The organism is Azotobacter chroococcum, from assembly GCF_004339665.1.
GTDB classification, from domain to species: domain Bacteria; phylum Pseudomonadota; class Gammaproteobacteria; order Pseudomonadales; family Pseudomonadaceae; genus Azotobacter; species Azotobacter chroococcum.
Map to the genome: position 1 here is coordinate 45,645 of NZ_SMMU01000012.1, position 12,703 is coordinate 58,347.

The window sequence follows — 12,703 nt, forward strand, 5'->3', positions numbered from 1 at the left end:
CCACCCACCTCACAGCCGCCAACGAGCAACGAGGCCGGCGCTGGCGGCGGACTCCGGACAGGAACCCGAGCCGCTGCGGCAAGCAAGGCGGCCTGCTGCCGGGGAAAGGGATCAGGCGCTGGCGGCGATCTGCCGGTGCGCGTTGTGCAGCACCTCGATCAGGCAGTCTTCCAGCTCGAAGCGTTCACGCAACAGGCTGCCGAGCGTCTCGAACTCGTGACTCAGGGAACCGTCCTGGCAATCGCCGTTGTCGCAACGGTCGTTGAAGGCCAGCGCCGCCTGGGTGATCGCCTCGAGACGGGGATAGATCTGCCGGGCCAGATCGAGTCCGCGTCGGTCGCCGAAGGATTCGGCCTCGCTCATCAGTTGCTCGTAGACCTCGAAATGCCCTGCGGAAACGTAATCGACCAGCAGCTCGCAGAAAACCTGCAGGGCTTCGGCATTGATCACGGGGGCCGGCTGCTGGTGCTTGATGGTCCCGAAGGCATCGGCCAGCGCGCGTCGCTCGACCAGCCAGCGATCGATCAGGAGATGGACACCGCCCCAGCGTTCCTGGGCGTCTTGATGAATGACAGGCATGGTCTGGCTTCCCTACGTTGTTTTGTTTTTCTAACCCCGGCGGGGCTCGCTATCGGTGCATCCGGCGTGGGAGGGTTCGATCGGACGACAGGATCGACTGACACATGCCGGCAGAGTATGCCCGTCGCGCCGTGCCAGCAAGCCATGCGCCGACGAAAGTTCATACGCTTGTTCGAGGCGCCAGGCGGGCGCCCCGGGGGAGATCAGACGCGACGCAACAGTTGGAACAGGGCGAACAGGATCATCGCGACGAACGCCAGCAGGCTCCATTCCGGCAGGCTCATGCCGAACAGCGTCCAGCCGACCTCGGCGCAGTCGGCCGTGCCATGCAGGACCTGGCGGACGATTTCCTGGAACGGCAGTGCCTCCATCATGTATTCCAGGCTGGGCAGGCAGGACGGCAGCTGCTCCGGCGGAATGTTCTGCAGCCAGACCTGGCGCCCGGCGGTAGCCGCCCCACCCAGCGCGGCGAACAGGGCGAAGCCGGCATACAGCCGCCGGCCGAGCAGCGCCGGCCCATGCAGCGCGGCGACCAGACAGACCAGTCCGAAGAGGATGACGAAGATGCGCTGCACGATGCACAGAGGACAGGGATCCAGGCCGACCCCATGCTCCAGGTAGAGCGCACCGCCGAGCAGCGCGAGACTAGCGAGAAAGGCGAGAAGAAAGAGGGAACGTGGGCTGGCCAGGCTCATGGCTGCTCCGAGTCGAAGACAAGGGCGCTACGGTAGAGGAAAGCGCCCCGGGCTTTCAAGGTACGAAAGCTCTAGGGCGCTCGATTCGTGCAGAGCCCGACAGTTGCCCGCACGAAGGGGAACGCGGCCGCCCTCAGGGGGTGGCCGGCTCGGACAGCGCAGGCAGCCGGTCGAGCTTCAGCCCTTCCTGGAACAGCCGGTTGCTGTGCTCGGTTTCGCCCAACTGGGCCAGCAGGCGCGCCAGCTCGGCACAGGTTTCGGCGCTGCGGCTGAGGGCCAGGCTGGCCTCCAGGTATTCCCGCGCCTTGTCGAACTGCTCGTTGACCAGGCTCAGGCGGCCGAGAGTCAGCAGCAGCAGCGGATCTTCCGGCTGCTTCTCCAGCAGGCTCTGGGCCAGATGCAGCTGGCGCGACGGGTCGCTGCTGCGTATCTGGCCGTAGAGATAGGCCAGACGATCCTCGTAGTGCTGCTTGAGGGCTGCACGCAGGACCGCCTCGGCCTCGTCCTCCGAACCCAGCTCGCGCAGACGGGTGGCGTAGGCATAGAGCAGGCCGGCATCGTGCTGCAGCGACGAAGGCATCTGGCTCCAGCAGCCGGTCACCAGACTGCGGGCGGTTTCGCCCGCCTTCAGTTCGCCCTTGCCGGCCCGCTCCAGAGCCGCGGCCCAGGTCAGGTGCTCCAGATCGTCCAGCTTGTCGGCCGGCAGCACGCGGCGCTTGCGCAGCGTGGGCAGCAGCTGGCACAGCGCCGACCAGTCCTGCAGTTGGACGTAGAGTTTCTGCAGCAGGCCCAGGACATAGGCATGCTGGGGGTGATCCGCGTGCAGCTGTTGCAGGACGGCCAGCGCCGGCTGGTATTCGCCGCGGTCGATCAACAGGCGGGCCTGGGTCAGGCCGATGGCGACCTCCGCCTTCGGCTCGCGCTCGCGGGCCTGGCGCAGCAGGTCGTCGCTCTGGGCGTACTCGCCCAGCTCGTTGGCCGCCCGCGCGGCGCCCAGGTAGTGCACCAGCGGCTGCTGGTCGCTGGCCGCGGCCCGGCCCAGCTGACGCAGCGCCTGCTCCCAGTTGCCCTCGGCCAGATCGCGCTGCCCGTGCAGGGCGGCCTGGCGGGCGCGCCGGTTGCGGTTGCGCTGCGACCAGGGCAGCACCACGCCGGCCGAAGCGGCGACCAGGCCGACCGCCCAGCGCAGCACGAAGAAGGCGACGCCCAGCACCATCAGCAGGCCGAGGAAGACCCAGAGGCTGGACTCGAAACGGTAGCCCTTGTAGGCGAACAGCACGTAGCCCGGATGCTCGGCGATCGCCATGCCGAGCAGGACGGCGCCGGCGATGACTGCCAGCAGGAGCAGATAGAGACGGCTCATTGACGGGTGCCCTCCTTCTTCGTGGAGGCGGCGGCAGCCTCGGCCTCTTCACGCTGCGCCTGACGGCGCTGCAGATAGTTCTGCAGCGCGCTCACGGTCGGCGACAGGTCGGGCATCTGCAGCGCCACCGGCTGCCTGGACAGCTCGGTCAGGCGTTTGCCGAGGGCGGCGCTCTGCGGATGATCCGGATTGAACTGGCCGGCCAGCACTTCCTGGGCCTGCTGCAGCGCCTGCCGGTAAACTTCGGGAGAGGCATTCAGCACCGCCCACTGGGCCTGCTCCAGGGCCAGCGCCAGGGTCAGGTGGACCTGCGCCAGGTTCTGTCCGCTCAGCAGCGGGCGGATGTCCTGATCGGCGTGCAGGTCGACGCGCACGAAGCGGGAGACCTTTTCCCACAGTTGCTGCCAGCGGTCGGCGACGAGCGGCGCCTGCTCCTGCTCGTAGATCGGCGCCAGCGGCTTGAGCTGGGCAGCCTGCTCGCGCAGCGCACCGAGGCTCAGGAAGAGGCCGATGCGATCCGGCGGAGTCAGGCTGCGCAGGGCTTCCAGACTGCGCGCCAGCACCTGGCGCACCGGGAAGGAAGCCGGATCGTCCTGCTCGCGCAGGATGCCGTCGGCCGCCTCGAGCAGATGGCGGGCGCTGTTGATGTCCTGCATGGCCGTCAGACGCAGGTTGGCCAGGCGCAGCAGGTATTCGGCCTCGGCCAGCCGCCAGTCCTCGCGGCTAGCGCCGGTCAGCTTGTCGAGCCGCTGGACGAGCTTCTCCTGGCCGCTCTCCAGCATGGACATGGTGCGCCAGCGCTCCTCCAACTCGGAACGCGCCGCGAACTGCGACAGGCGGCCGGTGATGCTCCGCTCGCTCTGCTTCAGGGCATCCATCTGGCTGCTCAGGGCGGCCTCGAAGCGGCTGCTCTGCACCAGCTCGCCGGCCTGCATCTCGCGCAGCTGCCAGAGGCCCCAGCCGCCGAGACCCGCGCCGCCGGCGCCGATCAGCAGGGCCAGGACGGCCACGGTGCCGGAGACTCCGCCGCCACCCTTGGCGGTCGGGGCGGGCGCGGCGAGCGGTTGTTCATTGTTGTTGTTCGTAGGAGTGTTCGGGGGGGCTGCTTCGCTCACGTATACATCCTTCGGGTCAAAAGGTCGGCGCTGGGCGGCCCTGGAGCGCGGCCAGCAAGGCAGTGGCACTGGCGCCATGGCAGTCCACGACAGTCTGGAATCCCGCCGCACGGGCCATTTCGGCGACCCGCGGACTCGGCACGAACAAGGGTATCCGAAGCAGTGCCGGCCAGTCAGCCGCCGCCAGCTGGCGCAGATGCTCGAATCCTTGCCCGCTGCTGATCTGCAGGCCGTTCAGGCGCCCCATGCGGATCCGCTCGAGCAGGGTGCCGGGCGGGTAGTCCGGCAGGGTGCGCCGGTAGAGTTCGACATGATCGACGGGCAGCCCCCGGCTGTGCAACGAGTCGGCAATGAGTTCGCGACCGCCCTCCCCGCGCAGGATCAGCACCCGCGGCCGGAGCACGGCCAGCGCTGCGGCCAGCTCGGGCAGCGCCAGCAGCGCCTCGCTGTCCTCGCCGGCGGTCGGCCAGACGGCCCTCAGGCCGTAGTCGGCGAGGATCTCGCCGGTCGCCGCGCCGACGCCGAACCAGCACTGGTTCGCCGGCGGCTGCGGCCAGTAGCGGTCGAGCAGCTCCAAGCCCAGGCGGGCGGCGGGCTTGCTGACCACGATGACCGCGCTGTAGCGATCCAGGTCGAGAAACAGACTGCGCAGTTCCGGGGTTTCCGCCAGCGGCTCGATGGCCAGCAGCGGCAGGCTGCTGCCGTGGATGCCCTCCTCGGCCAGGCGGCCGGCCAGGGCGGCGCACTCCTCGGCCGGACGGGTGAGCAGCAGACGCCATCCATTGGAGTCCGGCCGCACCGTCATGGCCGCTCGCTCTCGCCGTAGACCGCCGCCAGAATCCGCTGCGCGCCCTGGGCCAGCAGCGCCTCGGCCACCCGCACGCCGAGCGCCTCGGCCTCGCCGCTGGGGGCACGCTCTTCGGCGCGCAGCAGCAGGCTGCCGTCCGGCTGGCCGACCAGACCGCGCAGCCACAGCTGGTCGCCCTCCAGCTCGGCATAGCAGGCGATGGGCACCTGGCAGCCGCCGTTGAGGCGCTTGTTCAGCGCACGTTCGGCGCCGACCCGCAGGGCAGTCGGCTCATGGTTGAGCGGCGCGAGCAGCGCCTGGATCTCGCGGTCGGCGCTGCGGCACTCGATGCCCACCGCACCCTGCCCGCCGGCCGGCAGGCTGTCGGCGACGGCGATGCGGGAGCGGATGCGCGCCTCGAAGCCGAGGCGGATCAGCCCGGCGGCGGCGAGGATGATGGCGTCGTACTCGCCAGCATCCAGCTTGGCCAGACGGGTATTCACATTGCCGCGCAGGAACTGGATCTTCAGGTCGGGGCGGCGCGCGAGCAGCTGGGCTTGGCGGCGCAGGCTGGAGGTGCCGACCACGCTGCCGGCCGGCAGTGCGTCGAGACTGGCAAAGGCGTTGGAAACGAAGGCGTCGCGCGGATCCTCGCGTTCGCAGATGCAGTACAGGCCGAGCCCCTCGGGGAACTCCATCGGCACGTCCTTCATCGAGTGCACGGCGATGTCGGCTTCGTTCTCCAGCAGGGCGGTTTCCAGCTCCTTGACGAACAGCCCCTTGCCGCCGATCTTCGCCAGCGGCGCGTCGAGCAGCTTGTCGCCGCGGCTGACCATCGGCACCAGGCTGACCACCAGCCCCGGGTGGGCCTGTTCCAGACGCGCCTTGACGTGTTCGGCCTGCCACAGGGCCAGGGCACTCTTGCGGGTGGCGATGCGGATCTCGCGGGACATGGGGCATTCCAGAACGACGGAGTGCTGGGGATGATAGCAGGATCGGGCTGAAAGCTGGGCAGTCCTGCCCATGGGGGACATGCCGTCCATGCGCGGTGATGGCGGCAGGCCTCCCGGCCGGCCGGACGAACCTCAGGGCGCGGCCAGGTGGTTGTGCATCAGCTTGCGCACCCCGGCGACGTGCCGTCGGCTCACGGTCAGCGCGGAGTCGCCGAGGCCGCGCAGATAGAGCTGAAAATGCCCGAGCGGCGTGCGCTGCAGCCGTTCGATGCGGTCGCGGGCGACCAGCGCATTGCGATGGATGCGCACGAAGCGCTCGCCGAACTCGTCCTCCAGGGCCTTCAACGGCTCGTCCAGCAGCACTTCGCCGCCCTCGTGGCGCAGGGTCACGTACTTGTGGTCGGCGATGAAGAAGATCGCCTTGTCCACCGGCACCAGCTCGATGCCCCGGCGGGTGCGCGCGCTGATATGGGTGCGCGGCACATTGCCGTCCGTCAGCGGCGGACGGGTCAACGCGGCCAGCTGGACCCGGCTGGGACGCTGGGCCCTCTGCAGGGCCTCGCGCAGCTGCTCGAGCCGCACCGGCTTCAGCAGATGGCCCACGCCGGTGTTCTGCAGCGCCGCCACGGCGAATTCATCGGCGGCGGCGCAGAAGATCAGGGCGGGCGAGGCCTCCCGCTCGCACAGCCGGGCGGCCACCTGCAGGCCGTCCAGCCCGGGCATGCGGATATCCAGCAGAACGATATCCGGCCTCAAGTTGTCGATCAGGGCCAGCGCCTCCTCGCCGTTGCCGGCCGGAGGCTCGAGCACGCGATAGCCATCGAGCTCGCTCACCTGTCGGCAGAGCTGCTCCCTGGCCAGAGGGTCGTCGTCGACGATCAGAACATTCATGTTGCTTCGGCTTCCCGCGTCAGTCCGGACATGAATAGCGTAGACAGCCGGAGTGACAGCCGTCACGGTCCGGGCCGGGAGAATTGTGCGGCACGCAGCGCCGGGCGCGGCCGGCAGGGGCTGCAGGGTTTTCCCGCATACCCTGCTATCATCCGCGCAACCTTCATCCATCCACCCTGACGGCCGCCTCCGCGGCCGTCCGCATTTGCGCAGCAGCCGAGAGAACGCCATGAGCGCCGAGAAAACCAACCAGTCCTGGGGCGGCCGTTTCAGCGAGCCGGTCGACGCCTTCGTCGCCCGCTTCACCGCCTCCGTCGACTTCGACAAGCGCCTGTACCGCCACGACATCATGGGCTCGATCGCCCATGCCACCATGCTGGAGCAGGCCGGCGTGCTGAGCCTCGCCGAGCGCGACGCGATCATCGACGGCCTCACGCAGATCCAGGCCGAGATCGAGGCCGGCCAGTTCGACTGGCGCGTCGACCTGGAAGACGTGCACATGAACATCGAGGCGCGCCTGACCGACCGCATCGGCATCACCGGCAAGAAGCTGCACACCGGACGTAGCCGCAACGACCAGGTGGCCACCGACATCCGCCTGTGGCTGCGCGACGAGATCGACGTGATCATCAAAGAGATCACCCGCCTGCAGGAAGGTCTGCTGGCCCAGGCCGAGCAGCATGCCGAAGTCATCATGCCCGGCTTCACCCACCTGCAGACCGCCCAGCCGGTGAGCTTCGGCCATCACCTCCTGGCCTGGTTCGAGATGCTGTCGCGCGACCACGAGCGCCTGGTCGACTGCCGCAAGCGGGTCAACCGCATGCCGCTCGGCTCGGCCGCACTGGCCGGCACCACCTACCCGATCCAGCGCGAGATCACCTGCCGGCTGCTCGGCTTCGAGGCCATCGGCGGCAACTCGCTGGACGGCGTGTCGGATCGCGACTTCGCCATCGAATTCTGCGCCGCCGCCTCCCTGGCGATGATGCACCTGTCGCGCTTCTCCGAAGAGCTGGTGCTGTGGACTTCCGCCCAGTTCAACTTCATCGAGCTGCCCGACCGCTTCTGCACCGGCTCGTCGATCATGCCGCAGAAGAAGAACCCGGACGTCCCCGAGCTGGTGCGCGGCAAGTCCGGCCGGGTGTTCGGCGCGCTGACCGGCCTCCTGACCCTGATGAAGGGCCAGCCACTGGCCTACAACAAGGACAACCAGGAGGACAAGGAGCCGCTGTTCGACGCCGCCGACACCCTGCGCGACAGCCTGCGCGCCTTCGCCGACATGGTCCCGGCGCTCAAGCCGCGCATCGAGGTGATGCGCGAGGCGGCGCGCCGCGGCTTCTCCACCGCCACCGATCTCGCCGACTACCTGGTGCGCAGGGGCCTGCCGTTCCGCGACTGCCACGAGATCGTCGGCCACGCGGTGAAGTACGGCGTTGCGACCGGCAAGGACCTGGCCGAGATGTCGCTGGATGAGCTGCGCCAGTTCAGCGACCAGATCGGCGAGGACGTGTTCGCCGTGCTGACCCTGGAAGGCTCGGTCAACGCCCGCGACCACATCGGCGGCACCGCGCCCGCCCAGGTGCGCGCCGCCGTGGCCCGCGGCAAGGCGCTGCTGGCCGCGCGCTGAGACCGGGCAACTGCGCGGGCGCGCCGCCCGCGCTACAGCCAGTTCTTGAACCTGAACCAGGCGTAGGACAGCGCCGCCGAGCCGACCATCAGGCCCAGCGCCAGCGGGTAGCCGAAGTACCACTCCAGCTCCGGCATGTGACGGAAGTTCATCCCGTAGACGGTGCCGACCAGGGTCGGCGGCAGGAACAGCACCGCGGCGATGGAGAACACCTTGATGATGCTGTTCTGCTCGATGCTGATCAGCCCGAGGGTGGCCTCGAGCAGGAAGCTGCTCTCCCCGGACATCTTCGCCTGGTACTCGCCGAGGGAGCGCACGTCCCGTTCGGCGGTCTGCAGCCAGCCCCGCGCCGCCTCGTCCAGCCAGCCGTTGCCGGCCTGGCGGACGTAGCTGATCTGCCGGTCGATGCTCAGCAGGCTCTCGTTCAGTCGGGCCTGCAGGGCATTGTGCCGCCCGAGCAGCTTGACGACCTTCTGCAGGTCGGTCTTTTCCGGGTGGCGCTCGGCGGACTCGCTGAAGATCGCCCGCGACAGGCTGTTCAGCTGCTTCTGCAGCGTCTCCAGCACGTCGGCGATGCGGTCGACGACGCTGTCGATCAGCGCCGCGAAAACCAGCTCGCTGCAGCACTTGGAGCCGAGCCGCTGGACCCGCTGCCCGGCGAAGGTGCGAAACGCCGACAGCTCGGCGTAGCGCACCGTCACCAGCCACTGCCGGCCGAGCACGAAGGACACCTCGGCGATGCCCGGCTGATGCTCGCTGATGCCGCTGACCAGGCTGGCGGTCATGTAGAGGGTGCCGGCGCTCTCGTAGAAGCGCGAGGAATCCTCGATCTCCGTCATTTCCTCGCGGGTCGGGATGTCCACCCCGAGCATCCGCTCGAGGAACAGCTCCTCCTCGCGGCTGGGCTGCAGCAGGTCGATCCACAGAACGCCCGGCGGCAGCGCCTGGAGATCTTGCGCCGGCTGCCGGCGCAGGCCGTCGGCGTCGAGCAGGTAATAGGTGATCATGCAATGCCGTCCTGTTCCAGGGCATGGAGTGGAATGGACCGGCGACCGCGGCCTGCGGCCGGTCGCCGGGCGTTATCATGGCGCGGCCGATCCACCACGGAGTCACCGTCCATGAGTGCCGAGCGAACCACCGACACGCGCAGGAGCACCTCGGGCGCCCCGCACTTCCAGATCGCCGCCGACCGCCAGTCGGCCACGCGGCGCGTACGTTACATCGAGACCAGCCATGCCGACGACGGGAGCTGCCGTCTCTGCCAACTGGACAGCGGCACCTTGACCGCCGCAGGAGAACCCATGAGCCAGCCAGACCAAGAACCGATGGACGACGAAGCCTTCGCCGAACAGACGCTGATCGAGGCCATCGAGAACCAGATCGCGGCGGACGACCCGCCGGCCGCCAAGGCCACCCTGAACAAGCTGACCCTGGTCGGCTACGAACGGGAGGAGAGCCTCCACCTGATGGCCCTGGTGCTGGCCCACGAGATCGCCGCCATGCTGCGCGAGGACCGCCCGTTCGACGGCGCCTGGTACGCGCAGGCCCTGCGCGCGCTGCCGGAACTGCCCGAGGCGGCCGGCTAGTCAGCGCGACGGCCGCTACACTGGAGGACAACCGCCGTCGCCGACGGCCTGCCCCTGGAGTTGCCCATGGCCTTCACCCAAACGCTGGTTGCCGAACTGGAAATCCTCGCCCTGTTCAACCTGGACAACGTCCAGGAAGAAGGCATCAAGGTCCACCAAGATGCCGCCCCGGAGGCTGTGGCCGCCGCCCGCCGGCTGCACGACAAGGGTCTGATCAGCCGGCCCGACGGCGGCTATCTGACCAGTCTGGGCGTAGACGCCGCCGAACAGGCACAGAGCCTGCTGACCATCCTGAGCGGTCCGCGCTGACCGCCCGCGGCTCAGAGCTCGGGGAACTCCAGTTCCTCGCCGACCTGTTCGAGGGTGACGCGGGCCAGCAGCTCACCCAGGGAGTCGCCGCTGGCATCGCAGATCCAGCGGCCTCCGGCTTCGTCGTAGTCGAAGTGGAAGCCGCCGGAGCGCGCCGCCAGCCACAGCTGGCGCAGCGGCTCCTGCCGGCTGAGGATGAGCTGGCTGCCGTTCTCGAAGCGGACGGACAGTACGCCCGCGGAGTTCTCCAGATCGATGTCCAGGTCGCTGTCTTCGAAAATGTCCTCGACGGCCTGCTGCAGGTCGTCGATCAGTCCGTGGAAGCGGGCTTCGGTAAGGCTCATGCGGGTTCCTCGTCAGAACAATGGTGCTCAAGGCTGGCAACGATAGCCGATTCGCACGCCGGCGGGGATGGCAGCGCCCTGCAGGGCCCGCCCGGCGGGGGGCCCGCGCATAGGCAAGGCGCCGGGGGGCCGGTATACTCCGGCGCACTCGATGCGTTCACAAGGATTTCCGTCATGAAGCGCCTGCTGCTTCAGCTACTCGCGCTGGCCGTGCTCGCCGCTCCCCTCGCCGGCTGTGGTCAGAAGGGCCCGCTCTACCTTCCTGACGACAAGAAAGCCGGCCACCGCAAAGACCGTTTCGAATTCTAAGAACCTGCCTGGTCGCCGCTGCGCGCTAGGACAGGCTTCTTCCCAGGAGGCCCCCATGGAACCCTTCAACTACCGCGACGGCTCGCTGTTCGCGGAAGGCGTGGCGCTGTCCGCCATTGCCGCACGCTTCGGCACCCCCACCTACGTCTACTCCCGCGCCCATATCGAGGAGCGATACCGCGCCTACGCCGACGCCCTGGCCGGCATGCCGCACCTGGTCTGCTTCGCGGTCAAGGCCAACTCCAACCTCGCCGTGCTGAACCTCCTGGCGCGTCTCGGCGCCGGCTTCGACATCGTCTCTCGCGGCGAGCTGGAGCGCGTGCTGGCCGCCGGCGGCGATCCGGCGAAGGTGGTGTTCTCCGGGGTCGGCAAGACCCGCGAGGACATGCGCCGCGCCCTCGAGGTCGGCGTGCACTGCTTCAACGTCGAATCCGAGGTGGAGCTGGAGCGCCTGCAGGAAGTCGCCGCCGAACTCGGCGTCAAGGCCCCGGTGTCGCTGCGCGTCAACCCGGACGTGGATGCCCAGACCCATCCCTACATCTCCACCGGGCTCAAGGAAAACAAGTTCGGCATCGACATCGAGCAGGCCGAGGAGGTCTATGCCGGCGCCGCCGCGCTGCCCAACCTGGAGGTGCTCGGCGTCGACTGCCACATCGGCTCGCAGCTGACCACCCTCTCGCCCTTCCTCGACGCCCTGGACCGCCTGCTGCTGCTGGTCGACCGCCTGGCCGCGCGCGGCATCGCCATCCGCCACCTGGATCTCGGCGGCGGCCTCGGCGTGCAGTACCGCGCCGAGCAACCGCCGCAACCCGGCGAGTACATCGCCGCGGTGCGCGAACGGCTTGCCGGCCGCGCCCTGGCCCTGATCTTCGAGCCGGGCCGCTCGATCGTCGCCAACGCCGGCGTGCTGCTGACCCGCGTGGAATACCTCAAGCACACCGAGCACAAGGACTTCGCGGTGGTCGATGCGGCGATGAACGACCTGATCCGCCCGGCCCTCTACCAGGCCTGGATGGACGTGGTGCCGGTGACCCCCCACGGCGGCGAGATCTGCAGCTACGACCTGGTCGGACCGATCTGCGAAACCGGCGACTTCCTCGCCAAGGACCGCGAGCTGGCCCTGGTCGAGGGTGACCTGCTGGCGGTGCGCTCGGCCGGCGCCTACGGCTTCGTCATGAGCTCCAACTACAACACCCGCGGCCGCGCCGCCGAGGTGCTGGTGGACGGCGAGCAGATGCACCTGGTCCGCCGCCGCGAAACCATCGAGGAACTCTACGCCGGCGAAAGCCTGCTGCCCAACTGACACGGAGGCAGGCATGCTGCTGCGTTTCACCAAGATGCACGGCCTCGGCAACGACTTCATGGTCCTCGACCTGGTCAGCCAGCACGCGCACATCCAGCCCAAGCACGCCCGGCAGTGGGGGGACCGCCATACCGGCATCGGCTTCGACCAGTTGCTGATCGTCGAGCCGCCGAGCCGGCCGGACGTGGACTTCCGCTACCGCATCTTCAACGCCGACGGCTCGGAGGTGGAGCAGTGCGGCAACGGCGCGCGCTGCTTCGCCCGCTTCGTGCTCGACAAGCGCCTGACGGTGAAGAAGCGCATCCGCGTGGAAACCAGGAGCGGCCTCATCGAGCTGGACGTCCGCCCGGACGGCCAGGTCTGCGTCGACATGGGCCCGCCGCGCCTGGAGCCGCAGGAGATTCCCTTCCAGGCCGAAGCCGCCGCCCTCAACTATTGTGTCGAGGTCGACGGCCAGGCAGTCGAGTTTGCCGCGCTGTCCATGGGCAATCCCCATGCGGTGCTGCGGGTGGCGGATGTGGAAAGCGCACCGGTGCACGCGCTGGGGCCTAAACTGGAACATCACCCACGCTTTCCGCAGCGGGTCAACGTGGGCTTCCTCCAAGTCGTCGACCGCCAGCACGCCCGGCTGCGCGTCTGGGAGCGCGGTGCCGGCGAGACCCAGGCCTGCGGTACCGGCGCCTGCGCGGCGGCGGTGACGGCGATCCGCCAGGGTTGGATGGATTCGCCGGTGCTGATCGACCTGCCGGGCGGCCGACTGTCCATCGCCTGGGCAGGCCTTGGCCAGTCGGTGATGATGACCGGCCCGGCGGTGCGCGTGTATGAAGGCCAGGTACGTCTATGAG

15 protein-coding genes are annotated in these 12,703 nt (G+C 68.8%); 6 read left to right on the forward strand and 9 right to left on the reverse strand.

Annotated elements, in window-relative coordinates; all coding sequences use genetic code 11:
• Positions 1–111: 111 nt before the first annotated feature.
• From rsd to EV691_RS12145, 7 genes are all read right to left on the reverse strand, one after another.
• Complete coding sequence (rsd, locus tag EV691_RS12115; RefSeq protein ID WP_131253749.1) at positions 112–579, reverse strand: sigma D regulator; 468 nt, start codon at positions 577–579, stop codon at positions 112–114.
• A 203-nt stretch (positions 580–782) separates the two neighbouring features.
• A complete protein-coding gene (locus EV691_RS12120; protein WP_089169465.1) occupies positions 783–1,274 on the reverse strand; it encodes a disulfide bond formation protein B in 492 nt (163 codons plus the stop codon).
• Positions 1,275–1,407: 133 nt separating this feature from the next.
• Positions 1,408–2,637, reverse strand: a complete 1,230-nt coding sequence (locus EV691_RS12125; RefSeq protein WP_089169466.1) for a heme biosynthesis HemY N-terminal domain-containing protein — start codon at positions 2,635–2,637, stop codon at positions 1,408–1,410.
• Positions 2,634–3,752, reverse strand: a complete 1,119-nt coding sequence (locus EV691_RS12130) for a uroporphyrinogen-III C-methyltransferase (protein ID WP_242672470.1) — start codon at positions 3,750–3,752, stop codon at positions 2,634–2,636. The genes EV691_RS12125 and EV691_RS12130 overlap by 4 nt, the downstream gene beginning before the upstream one ends.
• Before the next feature lie 16 nt (positions 3,753–3,768).
• The gene (locus EV691_RS12135) at positions 3,769–4,557 is read right to left on the reverse strand and encodes a uroporphyrinogen-III synthase (protein ID WP_131297225.1); all 789 of its coding nucleotides are present in this window, start codon (positions 4,555–4,557) and stop codon (positions 3,769–3,771) included.
• The gene (gene hemC / locus EV691_RS12140) at positions 4,554–5,492 is read right to left on the reverse strand and encodes a hydroxymethylbilane synthase (RefSeq protein WP_131297226.1); all 939 of its coding nucleotides are present in this window, start codon (positions 5,490–5,492) and stop codon (positions 4,554–4,556) included. The genes EV691_RS12135 and hemC overlap by 4 nt, the downstream gene beginning before the upstream one ends.
• A gap of 132 nt (positions 5,493–5,624) precedes the next feature.
• Positions 5,625–6,383: a LytR/AlgR family response regulator transcription factor gene (locus EV691_RS12145; protein WP_089169469.1), complete on the reverse strand. Its 759-nt coding sequence runs from the start codon at positions 6,381–6,383 to the stop codon at positions 5,625–5,627.
• A 229-nt stretch (positions 6,384–6,612) separates the two neighbouring features.
• Between EV691_RS12145 and argH the strand changes: the two genes are divergently transcribed.
• Positions 6,613–8,007, forward strand: coding sequence for an argininosuccinate lyase (gene argH, locus EV691_RS12150; RefSeq protein WP_131297227.1), 1,395 nt, complete (start codon positions 6,613–6,615; stop codon positions 8,005–8,007).
• A gap of 32 nt (positions 8,008–8,039) precedes the next feature.
• On the opposite strand, the gene EV691_RS12155 is transcribed toward argH, so the two are convergent.
• On the reverse strand, positions 8,040–9,014 hold the full coding sequence (locus EV691_RS12155; RefSeq protein WP_131297228.1) for a magnesium transporter CorA family protein: 975 nt from the start codon (positions 9,012–9,014) through the stop codon (positions 8,040–8,042).
• Between the two features lie 111 nt (positions 9,015–9,125).
• Here EV691_RS12155 and EV691_RS23890 point away from each other — a divergent pair, with 111 nt between their 5' ends.
• Together EV691_RS23890 and EV691_RS12165 are read left to right on the forward strand one after the other, a co-directional pair.
• A complete protein-coding gene (locus EV691_RS23890) occupies positions 9,126–9,593 on the forward strand; it encodes a hypothetical protein (RefSeq protein ID WP_242672471.1) in 468 nt (155 codons plus the stop codon).
• 66 nt (positions 9,594–9,659) lie between these two features.
• Positions 9,660–9,902, forward strand: a complete 243-nt coding sequence (locus EV691_RS12165; RefSeq protein WP_039806481.1) for a TIGR02647 family protein — start codon at positions 9,660–9,662, stop codon at positions 9,900–9,902.
• 11 nt (positions 9,903–9,913) lie between these two features.
• Here the strand turns inward: EV691_RS12165 and cyaY are convergent, their stop codons facing one another.
• A complete protein-coding gene (gene cyaY / locus EV691_RS12170; protein ID WP_131297229.1) occupies positions 9,914–10,246 on the reverse strand; it encodes an iron donor protein CyaY in 333 nt (110 codons plus the stop codon).
• Between the two features lie 174 nt (positions 10,247–10,420).
• Between cyaY and lptM the strand changes: the two genes are divergently transcribed.
• Genes lptM through dapF form a run of 3 tightly spaced genes read left to right on the forward strand, consistent with a single transcriptional unit; the run spans position 10,421 to position 12,702 of the window.
• Entirely contained in the window at positions 10,421–10,555 is a 135-nt protein-coding gene (gene lptM, locus EV691_RS12175) for an LPS translocon maturation chaperone LptM (protein WP_039806485.1), read from the forward strand.
• A gap of 55 nt (positions 10,556–10,610) precedes the next feature.
• Positions 10,611–11,858, forward strand: coding sequence for a diaminopimelate decarboxylase (lysA, locus tag EV691_RS12180; RefSeq protein WP_131297230.1), 1,248 nt, complete (start codon positions 10,611–10,613; stop codon positions 11,856–11,858).
• 13 nt (positions 11,859–11,871) lie between these two features.
• On the forward strand, positions 11,872–12,702 hold the full coding sequence (gene dapF / locus EV691_RS12185) for a diaminopimelate epimerase (RefSeq protein WP_131297231.1): 831 nt from the start codon (positions 11,872–11,874) through the stop codon (positions 12,700–12,702).
• Position 12,703: the final 1 nt, after the last annotated feature.

What these genes read in the sequence shown, in the direction of transcription:
- rsd (WP_131253749.1), bottom strand. Translation starts at nt 579, where the DNA reads ATGCCTGTCATTCATCAAGACGCCCAGGAACGCTGGGGCGGTGTCCAT.
- EV691_RS12120 (WP_089169465.1), bottom strand. Translation starts at nt 1,274, where the DNA reads ATGAGCCTGGCCAGCCCACGTTCCCTCTTTCTTCTCGCCTTTCTCGCT.
- EV691_RS12125 (WP_089169466.1), bottom strand. Translation starts at nt 2,637, where the DNA reads ATGAGCCGTCTCTATCTGCTCCTGCTGGCAGTCATCGCCGGCGCCGTC.
- EV691_RS12135 (WP_131297225.1), bottom strand. Translation starts at nt 4,557, where the DNA reads ATGACGGTGCGGCCGGACTCCAATGGATGGCGTCTGCTGCTCACCCGT.
- hemC (WP_131297226.1), bottom strand. Translation starts at nt 5,492, where the DNA reads ATGTCCCGCGAGATCCGCATCGCCACCCGCAAGAGTGCCCTGGCCCTG.
- EV691_RS12145 (WP_089169469.1), bottom strand. Translation starts at nt 6,383, where the DNA reads ATGAATGTTCTGATCGTCGACGACGACCCTCTGGCCAGGGAGCAGCTC.
- argH (WP_131297227.1), top strand. Translation starts at nt 6,613, where the DNA reads ATGAGCGCCGAGAAAACCAACCAGTCCTGGGGCGGCCGTTTCAGCGAG.
- EV691_RS12155 (WP_131297228.1), bottom strand. Translation starts at nt 9,014, where the DNA reads ATGATCACCTATTACCTGCTCGACGCCGACGGCCTGCGCCGGCAGCCG.
- EV691_RS23890 (WP_242672471.1), top strand. Translation starts at nt 9,126, where the DNA reads ATGAGTGCCGAGCGAACCACCGACACGCGCAGGAGCACCTCGGGCGCC.
- EV691_RS12165 (WP_039806481.1), top strand. Translation starts at nt 9,660, where the DNA reads ATGGCCTTCACCCAAACGCTGGTTGCCGAACTGGAAATCCTCGCCCTG.
- cyaY (WP_131297229.1), bottom strand. Translation starts at nt 10,246, where the DNA reads ATGAGCCTTACCGAAGCCCGCTTCCACGGACTGATCGACGACCTGCAG.
- lptM (WP_039806485.1), top strand. Translation starts at nt 10,421, where the DNA reads ATGAAGCGCCTGCTGCTTCAGCTACTCGCGCTGGCCGTGCTCGCCGCT.
- lysA (WP_131297230.1), top strand. Translation starts at nt 10,611, where the DNA reads ATGGAACCCTTCAACTACCGCGACGGCTCGCTGTTCGCGGAAGGCGTG.
- dapF (WP_131297231.1), top strand. Translation starts at nt 11,872, where the DNA reads ATGCTGCTGCGTTTCACCAAGATGCACGGCCTCGGCAACGACTTCATG.